Here is a 14,155-nt window from a genome sequence, read left to right as displayed (position 1 = left end):
CTCACCCGTCGGAGGCGTGCAGTCGGACCCCGTTCATCACCGCACCCGCGAGGATGATCAGGGCGACGACGTAGAACCAGCCGAGGACGATGATGATGAACACGATCGTCGTGCCGAAGCGAGCGATCGTCGAGATCGAGCTGAGATAGACCGGAAAGGCCGCGGCGAGGAGGCTGATCGCGACGGTCGCCGCCAGCGCGCCCGGCCACACCGCTCGCCACGGAACCCGGCGGTTGGGAACGCGGGAATAGACGGTGGCGAGGCACCCGAACAGCACGCCGACGCTGAAGATCAGGGAGGCGAGGAAGATGATCCCGTGCACGTGGCGGAGGGTGAAGGGGAGGTCCTCGGCTCCGGCCCGCAGCAGTGACTGGAGAGTCGGGACCATCACCGTCGCGAGCATCAACAGCACCATCACGAGCACCATCACGAGCCCGAACCGTTTCTGGGCCAGCCACGGCCGTGACGGCGTGTCGTAGATGCGGGAGAAGGACGTGTCGAGCGCCCCCCAGAAGGAGGAGGCGAGCCACAGTGAGGCGATCAGGGCGAGCACCCCGGTCGTCGGGGTCGAGGAGGCGACCTGGTGCAGCAGCGCGTCGAGCTGGTGGCGGGTCGTCCCGGGAAAGAACGCCTGCAGCGAACGCTCGATCGACTGCTCGGCGGGCGAGCTGGCGAGCAGTTGGCCGGCGACGAACAGTCCGAGCAGAGCGAGCGGGACGACGCCGAGCAGCATGTTGTAGGCGAGCATCGAGGAGAGCCCGGTGACGTTGGCCTGCCAGGCGCGGCGGCCGAAGGCGCGCAGCGGGTGGGGGACCGAGGCGTGTACGGCCCGGCGGGCGCTCACCCGTGCGCTGGGCAGCGCCCGGGCACGCCGCAGGCGCCGCTGGGAACGGAAGATGGCCATGGAGACGAAGGACATCCGGCAGCCTGATTCGCGGGCGCGGGCGATTGCCCTGCCCGCCGCGGCATCAGTCGTCGCTGCCGATCGCCGCGAAGTCCTCGGTGCTGGGATCACCCCGGCGGGCACGGATCGCCCGCTCGACCTGCCACACCTGCACGGGGACGGACTTGCCCTTCAGCTCCGCCGACCCGCGCGGCTCGAAGTGAAAGAGACCGTCGGGGAGCTCGGCGCGGGTCGCCTCGGTGATGAGGATCGTGTCCCCGGTCGCGCGGGTGACCTCCTCGACCCGCGCGGCCGTGTTGACCGCGTCGCCGATCACGGTGAATTCGACGCGGCCACCGCCACCGACGGTGCCGGCGATCACCTGCCCGGTGTTCACCCCGATGCCGACGTTGATCGTGCCGTCATAGCGGGCGCTGACGAGATCGGCGATTTCGAGCGCCGCCGAGGTCGCCGCGAGGGCGTGGTCGAGCAGCTCGTCCGGTGCGCCGAAGACGCCGAGCAGCCCGTCCCCGATGAACTTGTTCGCATGGCCGCCCCAGCGCAGCAGGACGGGCACGACGAGCTCCCAGAACTCGTTCAGCAGCGCCATCACATCGCGGGGCCGGGCGCGCTCGGAGAAGGCCGTGAACTCCCGGATGTCGAGGAAGAGGATCGAGATCTGACGCTCCTCCCCCTCGAGGTCCGAGCCCTCGCGCATCACCCGTTCGGCGAGCCCCGGGTCGACGTAGGCCGAGAACGCCTCCCGCAACGCCTCGCGCTCCTCCAGACCCTCAACCATCCGGTTGAAGGACTGGGCGAGCATGCCGCCCTCGTCGGTGGAGACGACCGGCACCCGCACGCTGAAGTCCCCCGCCTGAACCCGGTCGATCGCCCGGGAGATGTCCGACAGGGTGCTGCCGACCGTGCGCACGACGAGCACCAGCAACTCGAGGCTGAGGGTGAGCGAGACCCCGACCGCGAGCGCCCACTCGACGGCGAGGTGGTCGAGAGTCTGGGGGCGCCCCTCGTTCGAGAGTCCGGCGACGATCAGGGCGGTGACGATGTTGATCACCGGCGCCGCGAGGAACAGTCGCCAGCTCACGCCGAGTCCGGCGCGCTGGGCGTGGAAGTCGTCGGGCAACTCCGCGGAGAGGCGCTCGAGCACCGGGCGGCAGACGATCTCCATCAGGAAGTAGCGCACGACGACCGCACAGGCGATCACCGTCGTCCCGACGAGTGCGAGGATGACAAACCCGCTCACCCCGATCCCCAACCGCCAGGCAGCAAAGGCGATGAAGGGGAGGTAGCTGAACAGCAGAGGCAGCCGTGGTGAGCGACGGAAGTACTCGAGCGGAAGGCTCGCGAGGGCGCGCCAGGCCGCGACCGTGCCCTCGGGGGTCCGTTCCCCGCGCTCCCACGCACGGACGGGCGCGAACATCGCCCGGGTGAGGCGGATCCCGACGACGTTGTCGATCACGCACAGCCCCTGGGAGACGCCGACGAGCAGCCAGAACTGGCTCGCGTCCATCGCCACGAAGGCTCGGAAGAGCACCATCCCCCCGAGGAGAACGAGGTGCGCGCCGCCGAACTGAGCCCAGAGAAGGGCAAAGCTGTTGCGCCGCGCGAGAGCACGGATCATGCGGTCGACCGGGTCCTTCACAGTCCTAGTCTCCCACCTGACCCGGGGGACGCAAACGCCGCTGTCCGAAAAGGTCCGTGTCGTGCCGACTCGGACCGCCCCCGCTCCAGGCGCGGGCCGGGCTCACCCCGGTTCGGCCTCCAGGGCGTGAAAGGTGACGCTCGCCGCCGCGAAGGCGGACGTACGGGTGAGAGCGGCAAACCCCGAGAACCAGCCGTCGACGATCTGCACCGCCGGGGCGTCGGTGATCCCGCGCGCCTGAAGGGTGCGGCGGTTGGCGGTCAGGCGCAGGTCAAGCAGCGGGTCTTCGGCGGCCTCGAGGGCGTGGTTGACCGCCAGCCCGGAGGCGGCAGCCGCCTCGGCGATCAGGTCCGGCTCGGACGGATCGAAGCCGCCGGCGAAGGCGAGCCGCAGCGCCGCGAGCGCGAACCCGGAGCCGCAGCCGGCCAGAACGGCGTAGGCGGCCGCGCGGGAGACGGGACGAGCGTCGAAGGGGAACACGTCCGGCTCCACCAGCGGCAACCGGTGGGCAATCGCGAGGGCGCGGGCGTCGGCGAGCCGGGCGCCGGCTGGCCCCGCGGGTCGTCCGCTCATCATCGGCACCCAGGTGATCTCACCCAGCTCCCGTTCGATCCGCTCGGCGACGAGATAGGAGACCGGGCAGTCGAGGGCGAAGTAGAACGCCGCGGGCGGGCGGGCGCCGCTTGGCGCCTCCTCCGCCTCCGGGCCGTCGCCCAGCCGAGTGCGGCCGCCGTTGCGACGGGCCATCCGCTCGGTCAAGTCGATCAACTGTCCCATAGCCACCTCTATCGGTCAGATGCGTCCGAATCCTTCGGAAACTCGACACATTCGTGATGGTGGACCTCTCTGCCCACGCCTGCCCCCGCTCCAAAACCCGTCGCTTCACGGAAAGGATGGAGCGGCAGACCTCAGTGTTACGCCGTTCTCAGAGAATTTCTAGATCTTGGTGCAAGAAGGGGTGCAAGAAATCGGACATTTCCGCCCGCCGCCCGAACCGGTAACATGAAAGACCGAGCCAGTCGGGGGACCCGTGCTCGACAGCCATGACGGCTGTGATGACCGGCACACACTGATAACTGCGGGAGTCTCGTTGCCCCACGTTCCATCGCCCAAGCGGCATCCCTATGCCCAATGGTCCCCTGATGCGCGCGCGCTTGACATCGTCGGCGACAAGTGGACGCTGCTGATCGTCCGTGATCTCGCGGCTGGGCCCCGCCGGTTCGTCGAGCTCCAGCGCGTCCTGCCCGGAATCTCCACGGAGCAGCTGCGCTCGCGGCTCAACCGGATGGTCGCCGACGGGATCCTCACCCGCCAGCGCTATCGCGAGGTCCCGCCCCGGGTTGACTACGAGCTCACCCCCCGCGCGCGGGATCTCCTCCCTGTCCTCGGTGCGCTCGCGCGTTGGGGTTATGAGTGGGCGTGGTCGGCACCGCGGACCGGAGAACGCGTTGACGTCGGGGCGATCTTCCGGCTCGCCGCGGGCCTGCTGAGCGGCGCCGATGAGCCGACCGCCGTCGAACTGACCGTCACCGACGCCGACCCGGAGGGTCAGCCGTTGACCTACACGGTGCTGCTCGGCCGCAATGGTGCGGAGGTGCAGGCGCGGCCGGGAGATCTGCCGGCCGCCACCGCCTCGGCGACGACGGCAGGGTGGATCCGCGCCCTCACCCGTCAGGATCTCGGCGGCGTCAGGGTGGATGGAGACGCACAGCTCGCCCACCGTGTGATCGCCGAGCTTGGCCAGGAGGAGATCCAGCTCGCCGCCCGCGACCGTGGCGCCGGGACCGAGCCCGAGACCGGGGCTGGTGAGGCCCGCGCCGCGTGAGCGGCGCCGGCGGCCGATACCCGGGGCGGGGATCGAACCCGCAGCCGCCGTCAGGCGAGCGGTTTTTAAGACCGCCGACTTTGCCAATTTGTCCACCCGGGCTCCGAACGCGGATGTTAGGTGGCCTTGTCCGTTTCAGCCAGCGTTGATAGCGTCGCCACGAGGTTCCCTGTGATCGTCAGCACCCCTGAGATACCGACGATGTCCGATCGGGGCCTGCGCTCTCCCCTCATCCGCCTTCAGCCGGACTCCCACCTTGTCACCCGCCTGCGCGCGGGGGACGATCGCGCCTTCGACGTGATCGTCGACCGCTACCAGACCCGTCTGCTCAGTTTCTGCCGACACATGCTCGGCTCTCATGAGGATGCCGAGGACGTCCTCCAGGAGACCTTCTCGGCCGCCTACCACGCGATCCGCGCGGACGATCGGCCGATCAACCTACGCCCGTGGTTGTACAAGATCGCCCGCAACCGCTGCCTCAACCATCTCCGGCGAACGCCGGCGATCGGGCTGGACTCGATGGACGACCTGTTCTACGGACACGGGGAGAGCACGGCTGACCTCGTTCACCGGCGCGAGGACTTTCGGCTGTTGCTCAACGACATTCAGGCGCTCCCCGAGTCCCAGCGCACGGCGCTGATCCTGCGTGAGATGGACGCCCTCTCCTATGACCAGATCGCCGAGGCGATGGAGACGACCGTTTCGTCGGTGAAATCTCTGCTCGTCCGGGCGCGGATCTCCCTCGCCGAGGCTGGCGAGGCGCGTCTGCTCAGCTGTGATGATGTCCGCGCTCACCTCGCCGAGACCGCCGAAGGGCTACGGCGACGCGTGGCCGCCCCGGTCAAACGCCACATCAAGGCGTGTGCGTGTTGCCAGGGGTTCGAGCACCAGCTGCGACAGACCGAACGTGTGCTGACCGCCTTGTTCCCGCTGGCGGGCGTCGGTCCCGGCCTGTGGGGTCTGTTCGCCCGTCACGGCACTCGAACCCGGCAGACGAACTGGCGGCCCGCGCACGCCGTCGGACCGGCCGGGTCGGGCAGCGGGGTCAGCGCCGCCGCGGGGGCGAGCGCCACGAGCGCCGCCCCCACCGGACTGCTCGGCGCTGGGATGGCCGGGATCTCGGTCAAAGCGGCGGCCGGAATCACCGTGGCCCTGATCGCCGCGGGCGCGACGATCGGCGCGGAATCGTCTCGCTCCCCCTCCGAGCCGAGCCTGGCCCGTCCCAGCCGCACGCTCACCGCCACTCGCGGGCGAACGGGTCCGTCGGCAGAGCCGGGACGGCTCACCGCCGGGCGGAGGTCCCGCGGGCCACTCGATCTCACCAGCGGCGTGCGCTCATCGGCGCGGACCGCGTCCTCCTCCAGCCGGTCAGAGGCGACGCAGGGCGGTGACCGGGCAGGCACCCTCACGCCGACGTCCACCCTGGCTGGCCAATTCGGCGCCCTTGTCACCCATGGGTCCAGCACCAAGAGCGGACCGTCATCGTTGCCGAGGGTCCATACATCAGCCGGGCCGGGTTCCGTCGAGCTCGGGCCGGAGGGGTCCTCGGCCGCGACCGTCGGGGCCGTCAACCACGCCGGCTCGGCGGCCGCGAGCGCCACCGGCACGATGCTGAGCGGCGTGGCGCCCACCAGTCTGAAGGGATCGACGGCACCGAGCGTTCCCGTGCCACCTTCCGTTCAGGTGTCAGGCTCGACTCTGACCTCGGCGATCCTGGGCCAGACCACGGCCGCGAGTCAGACGTCGGGCACGCACCCGGCCGCGACGTCCACCTCGCTGACCGATCCCCGCTTCTGAGCCGCCGCCGAACCGCCTCAACGATCGCCTCAGGTTCGGTCACGACGCCGCTCAAGCGCTGCCTGATAGGCACCCTCGAGACGGCTGAGGGCGGCGTGTTCACCGTAGGGACCCGCCGTTGCCACGCGGGCGGACTCGCCCTGGTGACGGCGCTCCTGAGGGTTCTGCCACAGCGTGCGCAGCGCCTCCGCCCAGGCCCCGGGCAGGTCGGGATCGACGAGGGTTCCCCCACCCGCCTGCACGAGTTCGGCGAGCCCGCCGCGAGGTGAAGCGATCACCGGGACGCCGGCGGCGAAGGCGTCGAGCGCGCCGTAGCCGAACGCCTCCTCACACCGCGAGGGAACGAGCAGGACCGCCGCGCGGCGAAGCTGGTCGGCGAGTGCCTCCGCGTCCAACCAGCCGGTGAAGGCGACCCGCGCACCGCTGCGGCGGGCGAGCTCGGCCAGCCGCGCCCGGTCCGGCCCGTCCCCGGCGACGGTGAGCGGCACCCCTGCGCCCGCGGCCGCTCGGATCGCCGTGTCGTAACCCTTCTCCGGCACGAGCCGACCCGCCGCGAGGGCGTGGGACCCCGCATCTGCCACCGACCGGGGCGCCCAGGCGCCGTCGGGCAGGAAGTGCGGGACAACGCTCACGCGCGTCTCGGGCAGGCCGTGTCCGGCCAGCAGCGCCCGGTGGGCGTGGCTGAGGCTGATCAGCCGGTCGGTGTGGGCGAGCAGACGGCGCTGCTGGAGGGCGAGCCCGGCGGCGTAGGTGACGGCCTCGGGCAGCGGTCCGCGGCAGCGGTGCACGAGCCCGGGCAGCGTGTTGACCCCGCGACAGAGGTGGCAGGGGGCGCCGTCGCGGTAGCCGACGCCGGTCGCGCAGAAGAGACGGAAGTTGTGGAGGGTGAGCACGGTCGCCGCCCCGGCCGCGCGGGCGGCGGCGAGGGCTCGCCAGCCGAACCCGGGGTGGAGGTTGTGAGCATGGACCACATCGGCACCCAGGTCGGTGACGGCGGCGGCGACAGCGGCGGGATCGAGGCCGCCCACAAGCAGACCCCGGGCGGCGTCGAGACGTCCGATCTCCGTGCTGTCGCGCTCCCAGATCAGCGCACGATGACCGCGACGCTCGAGCAAGTCGGCGGTCGCCGCGACCGCCCGCTCCTCACCCCCGGGGGCGCGGTAGCGGTTGTGGAGCAGGAGGACGCGCATCGGTGGGCGCCGAGTGTGTCAAGCTCGCCCGCATGAGCGCCCCGCCCGCCGGCCGGGTCCCGGACCACCTCCACCCACTGCGGGTGACCGTGGTGATGCCGGTGGCCGCCCCCTACCGTGAGGGCCTGTTCCGGTCCGTCGCCGCGGACCCGCGGATCCGCCTGCGGGTCGTCTACCTGGACGCCAGGCAGCCGAGCTGGGACGTACCGGCCGGCTACTTCCACACCGACCACCCCTACCCGGCCGTGCACCTGCGCTCCTCGCAGCTGCCCCGCCGCGGCCGTACCCCGGTGATGGTGCCTCGAGGGATCCGCGCCGCCCTGCGCGCCGGTGACCCGGAGGTGATCGTCGCCTCCGAATACGGGCCGGCAGCGCTGGTCACCCGGGCTTGGGCGGCCCGGCGCGGCGTCCCCCACCTCCTCTTGACCGAGTGCACGGCGGCCGTCGATGACCACATCAGCGGCTTGCAACGCCGCCTCCAGCACGCCTTCGCACGGCGCGTCGACGGCGCGATCGCCGTGAGCTCACCCGCCCGTCAACGTCTGCTCGAACTCGGCCTCCCCGCCGACCGGGTCGCCGTCGCCCTCCAGGCCGCCGAGCTCGCGCACATCCGGGCGGCCCGGAGCACACGGGAGGCCGCGGCGCTCCGAGGCGACCGGGGCACGCGCGTGGACGAGCAGGCCGAGTTCACACCGGCGGTGGACGCGAACGGGGCGGCCTCGGCCCTGCGGGTGCTGAGCGTCGCCCGGCTCGTGCCGGACAAGAACCTCGCGCTCCTGTTGCGCGCCGCCGCGCAGGCCGCCGCCGAGCTGCCGCGGCCGGTCACCGTCGACGTCGTCGGGGAAGGGTTCCTGCGCTCCCGGCTCGAGGCGCTTGCCGGGGAGTTGCCGATCACCGTCACCTTCCACGGCCACCGGCACGGCCCGGAACTGGCCGCCCTGTACGCCGCCGCGGACGTCTTTGTGCTCCTCAGCGCCTACGAGCCCTTCGGAGTCGTCATCCGTGAGGCGGCGGCCGCCGGGCTGCCGATCATCACCACCTCCGCGGTCGGCGCCGCCCCCGACGTCGCCCGGGACGGGGCCAATGCCCGGCTCGTCCCGCCGGGCGACCTCTCGGCCGCCGTGGTGGCGCTCACCCGCGTCCTCGGCGACCCGGCCACGGCCGGGCAGATGGCGGCCGCAAGCCTCACCGTTGACGCGGAGACCGCCGGCGGTGAGGCCGCGGCGTTCATTGAGGCCATCCTCGCCGCCGCACGGCGTCACGGCCGCCAGCCGGCGGCTGCGGGCCACGGAGACGGGTGACGCCAACGGCGCCGGCGACGCCAACGGCGCCGGCAACGGCCACAGCCGCAACCACGGCGGCGGCGACGGCGTCGCCAGGGGGTCGAACCCGGGCCCACACCCAAGCCTCAACCTCTCATCAAGACTGAGAGATCGGCCTGATCGCCCGTGATCACGGGCGATCACAGTCTCGCAGCAGAATCGGCAGCACCTGATCGGCGAGCGCGGCGATAGTCCGCTCACGGTCGTAGAGGGCAAGCGCCTGACGGGCCGCCAGCTGGTATTCGCTGCTCTCGGGCGCCTGCAGGCCGGCCGCGAGGGCACGCGCCAGTGCTGCCGGGCTACGGTCCGTCGCGACATGGTCGGCGGCGAGGCTGCGGGCGAGGGCGAGGGCGGGAAACGGGCCGCCGGCCGGCGCAGCGACGAGCCGCGCCCCGGCAGCGAGTGCCTCCAGCGGCGCCTGGCCGAAGTCCTCCCAGGCGGCGGCGCTGAGGAACACCTGGGCGCGGGCGAGCAGCGCCCGGAACCGGTCGGGCTCGATCATTCCGAGCAGTTCGCAGCGCAGCGGCAGCGTGATGATCCCGGCGCGGCGGAGGAACTCCCGCGCCCACCCCGGCTCGATTCCGGTGACGAGCAGGCGGGGCCGGCTCGGTCCACCCGGACCGGCCGCCGAACCGGGGGCGCCCAGCGGCCTGGCGGGCTCCAGCCGTCCGGCGGGCTGAGGCGAGTCGGCGGACCCCGACGGTCCGGCACAGTCCGGCGTGAGCTCCCCCTCACGCTCGAGGTAGGCCTGCCAGGCGCGGCAGAGCAGCGTCAGCCCCTTGGCCTTGGGGTCGGGGACGTAGGCGACCACGAGTGGCTCCCGGAACGGGGTCGGTGCCGGACCCATGCGGACCGGCGGCGGGATGACGATCGCGCGGCGCACACCCCGTGGCAGCGCCTCCGCGGCGGGAGGGCTCCAGGGGAGCACGACCGAGGCCCGGGCCAACCGGCTCGCCTCAAGCCGGTGGAGAACCCGGTTTCGCGCCCCCGGGCGGTTGAGCCGTGCCGGCGAGTCGAGCCAGACCGCGTCGTTGCGTCCGGGAGCACTCGGAGCGAGCAGGGAGGCGGTGGTCGTCGAGAAGATGACGGCTCGGGGGCGGTGGCGCGCCAGCCCGGCGCCTACGGCACGGCGGGCCGCGAGTGCCTCAACGATGTCGTTGACCGGGTAACCGCGGCGCAGCCGTCCGGTCATGCCGATCCGCACGCCACACACGCGAACGCGGGCGCCCGCCGACGCGAGCATCGCCGCGAGTTCCCCGTCGGCGACCCGGAGACCCCGGGTTGTCCCCAGCGACAGGATCAGCACATCCACCCCGGCTCCCGGGCCGTTCACCCCCTCACCCCCCACGAGACGCGTGGCGGGCGCGGGGCGGCGAGCACGCCGGCGTAGGCGGCGAGGGTCGCCTCCCCGCAGCGCGTCCAGGTGAAGTGGGCGGCGACGGTCGCGCGGGCGGCGGTCCCGAGCTCCCCGAGAGCGTTCCGGTTCGCGTCGAGGCGCTCGATCAGCTCCGACAGCTCCGCCGGCACGCCAGGGGTGACAAGCAGCATCCCGGGCCCGGCGGCGGCGATGTCCTCCGGTCCCCCCTCCCCGCGACCGCCGACGGCAGGGACCCCGGCGGCCATCGCCTCGATGAAGGCGACACCGAAGGGCTCCTGCACCCCCGGCATCACGAACAGGTCGGCGTCAGCGAGCCGGGCGAGCGCGTGTGCATGGTCGAGCTGGCCAGTGAACGTGACGTGAGCGCCGAGTCCGAGCGCCTCTGCGCGTGCCGTCAGGGCGGACCGTTGCTCACCGTCGCCGATCACCGTCCAGCTCGGCCGACGGTCAACCGGAATCGCCGCGATCGCCTCGAGGACGGTGTGGTGGTGCTTGCGTGCCTGCAGGTGGGCGATGGTGATGAGCCGCAACGGCCCCGAGCGCGCCGTTGGGCTCTCACCCCCCCCGGTTCGGGCGGGGAGGTCGGCCCCGAGGTGGAGCACCCGAACGCGCTCCGGGGCGGCGCCGAGCTCGAGACACCGGCGCCGAGCCCAGCCACTGTTGGCGAGGACGAGCTGGGCGCGCGTGAGGGCGGCTCTCACCGCCCTCGCCCCCACGGCCGAGCGCGTCGGGACGTCGGTCAGGTCGGGCCCGTGCGCGGAGAGGATCAGCGGCACCCTGTGGCGGCGGGCCCAGCCGCTCGCGGCGTGACCGGCCGGCGCGAGCGTGTGAACGTGGAGGAGGTCAAAGGGCCAGCGGGCGGCAAGTCGTGAGAGGGCACGGGCGAGCGGTGGCGCCATCCAGTGGCCCCAGCTGCCGTAGGAGAGCGGGCGCGGGGGGCCGAGCCAGGGGACCGGGGTGACGGGGATCCCCTCCAGGGACCACGGACGCAGGTCGCGGCGCGCCCCGTCGAACCAGACCCGGAGGGCGTGCCGGTCCCCGCCGCGAACGCGCGCCAGGACAGCACGCGGCGGCACCGGGCGGCGCAGCGCCAGCACCTCGATCTCCACGCCCGCGGCGGTCGCCGCCACCGCCTGGCGGTGGGCCCAGATCCCGTGGACGGGGTCCGCGGGTGAGGGGTACCACTCGGCGATGACGGCGACCCTCACCTCGGCGCTCGGGCGGGTCGGGGCGGCCGGGTCAGACCGTGTGGGTCTGGCCCGGCTCGAGCACGACGACGTGGGAGGTCGTCGCCGACTCGACGTCGGACTTGAACTGCGCGACGTCGATCTCGATCGGCGGGAACGTGTTGTAGTGGCAGGGGATGACGTGCCTGGCCCCGATCAGTTCGGCCGCGTCCACCCCGTCGACGGGATCCATCGTGTACCAGCCGCCGACGGGCAGGATCGCGTAGTCGATCGGGTGGCGCTTGCCGATCAGCGCCATGTCGGAGAACAGCGCGGTGTCCCCGGCGTGGTAGACGATCGTGTCCTTGAAGTTGATCAGGTAGCCGGCCGGGATCGAGGCGTTGCCCTTGGGCGTCGTCGACGTGTGCCAGGCGGGGACCATCTTGGCCCAGCCCCAGTCGAAGCGGACGGTGCCGCCCATGTTGATGCCCGTCGCCTCAACCCCGTCCTCACCGAGTTCGTCGGCGATCTCGACGATCGCCACGACCGCCGCCCCGGTCCGCTTGGCGATCGCGACCGTGTCACCGAGGTGGTCGCCGTGGCCGTGGGTAATGAGGATCGCCGTCGCGTCGACGTCCTCGGCGGCGATCGCCGCCTTCGGGTTGCCGGTGAGGAACGGGTCGATGAGGACGGTGGTGTCTCCGTCGGAGAGGGCAAAGGCCGCGTGGCCCAGATAGCGGATCTCAGTCATGGCTGTCCTAGGTGTCGTGGGTACAAGGGAGGGTCGAGGCGACGGGGGCATGCCCGCCGAAGGCGACGGTCCCCGTCGCTCATACCGGGTGCAGGCGGGACACGGGGAAGCCGACGACGATCCCCGCGGCGAGGCCCACCCCGTCCGCTACCCAGCTTGCCTCCGGGGCAACCAGCGGCATCAGCGCGACGACGAGCGCGAGCACGCCGGCGCCGGTGAGATCGCCGTCATAGTCCTCACGGGCGAGGGCGGCCCGCAGGTCGGGCACCGCCCAGGCGGCACACAGCGCGAGGGCGGCACCGTTGGCCCCGTCGATGAGGCTGTGGGAGACCTGCAGGCCGACGGCGGTGCCGGCGGCCGCGCCGAGGAGGAAGACGACGGCCATCAGCAGCGTCCCGTGGCGGCGCTCCCACAGCGTTCCGAACAGGGCGATGACGCCGATCGTGATCACCGCGTACCCGGTGTTCTCGTAGACGAACGGGGCGGTGAACACGCGCCAGTAGTGGGGTTGCAACGAGCCGAAGGCGACGAGCTGGGAGAGGTTGACCAGGCCGGTCCGCCACAGCAGCGTCCCGGCGAAGCTGAGCAGAACGACGAGCGCGGTGCCGTAGGGGTGGGAGTCGTGACGGATGCCCGGGATCTCACCTCGGCGGAGCCGCGGCAGGGTCGGCGACGGCGGACGGTGCCGACGCTTCTCGGCGATCCGGCCGTCGCGATCGAGCTTGGGTGCGCGCTTCTGGATGCGGTTGCCGCAGTACGGGCACTCGGTGATGTAGGGGCTGACCTCGGCGCCGCAGTGCTTGCAGATCACGAACAGGTCAGGACCACCGGAAGCCACGCTCGGATTCTATAGCCCGCACGCCACGATCGAGAACACGGCGCAACCGGACGGTATCGTGACGGTCAATACCCGGCGGAGCGCTGGGACCTTCACACCGCCCCCACCCTGAACCGCGAAGGAGTGCCACCCATGGCCAGCGTGACCGAGTCCACCATCGACCGCATCTCCGAGCTGCTCGGTGACGACGCCGACGCTCTCCTCAGCCACACGTCCGAGACGATCGACGCGTCGATGCTGCACCTCCCCGGGCCGGACTTCCTCGAGCGGGTGATGCTCGACACCGACCGCAGCGCCCAGGTGATCCGCAACCTCCACCAGCTCTTTCACACCGGTCGACTCGCCGGTACCGGGTACGTGTCGATCCTTCCGGTGGACCAGGGCATCGAGCACTCGGCCGCCGCGAGCTTCGCCCCGAACCCGATCTACTTCGACCCCGCCCGGATCGTCGAGCTCGCGATCGAGGGGGGATGCAACGCCGTCGCCTCCACCTTCGGTGTCCTCGGTGCGGTCTCGCGCAAGTACGCCCACCGGATCCCGTTCATCGTCAAGCTCAACCACAACGAGCTTCTCACCTACCCGAACCAGTTCGACCAGATCCCCTTCGGCAGCGTCCAGCGCGCCTGGGAGCTCGGCGCCGCGGCGGTCGGAGCGACGATCTACTTCGGCTCCGATCAGGCAACCCGGCAGATCCAGGAAGTCTCCGCGGCCTTCGAGGAGGCCCACGAGCTCGGGATGTTCACCGTCCTCTGGTGCTACCTGCGCAACCCGGCGTTCAAGCAGAACGGCACCGACTATCACCTCTCCGCCGACCTCACCGGGCAGGCCAACCACCTCGGGGTGACGATCGAGGCCGACATCATCAAGCAGAAGCTGCCCGAGAACAACGGCGGCTACCTGGCGATGCAGGCGATCGACAAGAGCTACGGCAAGACCTCCAAGCTCGTCTACGAGAAGCTGACGAGTGACAACCCGATCGACCTGTGCCGCTACCAGCTCGCCAACTGTTACATGGGCCGGGCGGGCCTGATCAACTCCGGCGGTGCGTCCTCGGGGGCGACGGACCTCGCCGAGGCGGTGCGCACCGCGGTGATCAACAAGCGCGCGGGTGGCACCGGCCTGATCTCCGGGCGCAAGGCCTTCCAGCGCCCGATGCCCGACGGCGTCGCGCTGCTCAACGCGATCCAGGACGTCTACCTCAACCGCGAGATCACGATCGCCTGAGCCGTCAGCCGGGCCCCGGGGGTGACCGCGCCGCCTCGCGGACGCACACCCCGGGGCCCGGGCCTCGCCGTGAGCCGGGCCGGGGTGGTCGGCCACCACCGGGCCCGGTCCTCTTCCGGCG

12 protein-coding genes and 1 tRNA gene are annotated in these 14,155 nt (G+C 71.8%); 4 read left to right on the top strand and 9 right to left on the bottom strand.

The window, feature by feature from the left end:
- Position 1: 1 nt before the first annotated feature.
- The 3 genes from M3M55_RS07460 to M3M55_RS07450 form a co-directional block, all read right to left on the bottom strand.
- Positions 2 to 919, bottom strand: a complete 918-nt coding sequence (locus M3M55_RS07460; RefSeq protein WP_249012193.1) for a YihY/virulence factor BrkB family protein — start codon at positions 917 to 919, stop codon at positions 2 to 4.
- A 49-nt stretch (positions 920 to 968) separates the two neighbouring features.
- Positions 969 to 2,543 carry an adenylate/guanylate cyclase domain-containing protein gene (locus M3M55_RS07455; protein WP_249012192.1) on the bottom strand — a complete coding sequence of 525 codons (1,575 nt, stop codon included), beginning with the start codon at positions 2,541 to 2,543 and terminating at the stop codon, positions 969 to 971.
- A gap of 102 nt (positions 2,544 to 2,645) precedes the next feature.
- Complete coding sequence (locus M3M55_RS07450; protein ID WP_249012191.1) at positions 2,646 to 3,320, bottom strand: hypothetical protein; 675 nt, start codon at positions 3,318 to 3,320, stop codon at positions 2,646 to 2,648.
- A gap of 313 nt (positions 3,321 to 3,633) precedes the next feature.
- On the opposite strand from M3M55_RS07450, the gene M3M55_RS07445 reads away from it, so the two are divergent.
- Complete coding sequence (locus M3M55_RS07445; protein ID WP_249012190.1) at positions 3,634 to 4,368, top strand: helix-turn-helix domain-containing protein; 735 nt, start codon at positions 3,634 to 3,636, stop codon at positions 4,366 to 4,368.
- A gap of 17 nt (positions 4,369 to 4,385) precedes the next feature.
- Here M3M55_RS07445 and M3M55_RS07440 read toward each other — a convergent pair.
- Positions 4,386 to 4,470: transfer RNA gene (locus tag M3M55_RS07440), tRNA-Leu, on the bottom strand.
- A gap of 99 nt (positions 4,471 to 4,569) precedes the next feature.
- On the opposite strand from M3M55_RS07440, the gene M3M55_RS07435 reads away from it, so the two are divergent.
- A complete protein-coding gene (locus M3M55_RS07435) occupies positions 4,570 to 6,165 on the top strand; it encodes an RNA polymerase sigma factor (protein ID WP_249012189.1) in 1,596 nt (531 codons plus the stop codon).
- Between the two features lie 29 nt (positions 6,166 to 6,194).
- On the opposite strand, the gene M3M55_RS07430 is transcribed toward M3M55_RS07435, so the two are convergent.
- Positions 6,195 to 7,355, bottom strand: coding sequence for a glycosyltransferase family 4 protein (locus M3M55_RS07430; RefSeq protein WP_249012188.1), 1,161 nt, complete (start codon positions 7,353 to 7,355; stop codon positions 6,195 to 6,197).
- Between the two features lie 32 nt (positions 7,356 to 7,387).
- Between M3M55_RS07430 and M3M55_RS07425 the strand changes: the two genes are divergently transcribed.
- Complete coding sequence (locus tag M3M55_RS07425; RefSeq protein ID WP_249012187.1) at positions 7,388 to 8,656, top strand: glycosyltransferase family 4 protein; 1,269 nt, start codon at positions 7,388 to 7,390, stop codon at positions 8,654 to 8,656.
- A 151-nt stretch (positions 8,657 to 8,807) separates the two neighbouring features.
- Here the strand turns inward: M3M55_RS07425 and M3M55_RS07420 are convergent, their stop codons facing one another.
- From M3M55_RS07420 to M3M55_RS07405, 4 genes are all read right to left on the bottom strand, one after another.
- Positions 8,808 to 10,010, bottom strand: coding sequence for a glycosyltransferase (locus M3M55_RS07420; protein ID WP_249012186.1), 1,203 nt, complete (start codon positions 10,008 to 10,010; stop codon positions 8,808 to 8,810).
- The gene (locus tag M3M55_RS07415) at positions 10,007 to 11,263 is read right to left on the bottom strand and encodes a glycosyltransferase (RefSeq protein ID WP_249012185.1); all 1,257 of its coding nucleotides are present in this window, start codon (positions 11,261 to 11,263) and stop codon (positions 10,007 to 10,009) included. Before M3M55_RS07415 ends, M3M55_RS07420 begins: the two co-directional genes overlap by 4 nt.
- 31 nt (positions 11,264 to 11,294) lie before the next feature.
- Positions 11,295 to 11,972, bottom strand: coding sequence for a metal-dependent hydrolase (locus M3M55_RS07410; protein WP_249012184.1), 678 nt, complete (start codon positions 11,970 to 11,972; stop codon positions 11,295 to 11,297).
- A 79-nt stretch (positions 11,973 to 12,051) separates the two neighbouring features.
- Positions 12,052 to 12,810: a zinc ribbon domain-containing protein gene (locus tag M3M55_RS07405; RefSeq protein ID WP_249012183.1), complete on the bottom strand. Its 759-nt coding sequence runs from the start codon at positions 12,808 to 12,810 to the stop codon at positions 12,052 to 12,054.
- A 132-nt stretch (positions 12,811 to 12,942) separates the two neighbouring features.
- Between M3M55_RS07405 and M3M55_RS07400 the strand changes: the two genes are divergently transcribed.
- Positions 12,943 to 14,034 carry a class I fructose-bisphosphate aldolase gene (locus tag M3M55_RS07400; RefSeq protein WP_249012182.1) on the top strand — a complete coding sequence of 364 codons (1,092 nt, stop codon included), beginning with the start codon at positions 12,943 to 12,945 and terminating at the stop codon, positions 14,032 to 14,034.
- Positions 14,035 to 14,155 lie beyond the last annotated feature (121 nt).

The sequence above is a fragment of the Conexibacter sp. DBS9H8 genome, from assembly GCF_023330685.1.
Taxonomy (GTDB): Bacteria; Actinomycetota; Thermoleophilia; order Solirubrobacterales; family Solirubrobacteraceae; genus Palsa-465.
The sequence above is the reverse complement of the archived record's forward strand: the minus strand, read 5'-3'. Positions and strand labels throughout refer to the sequence as shown.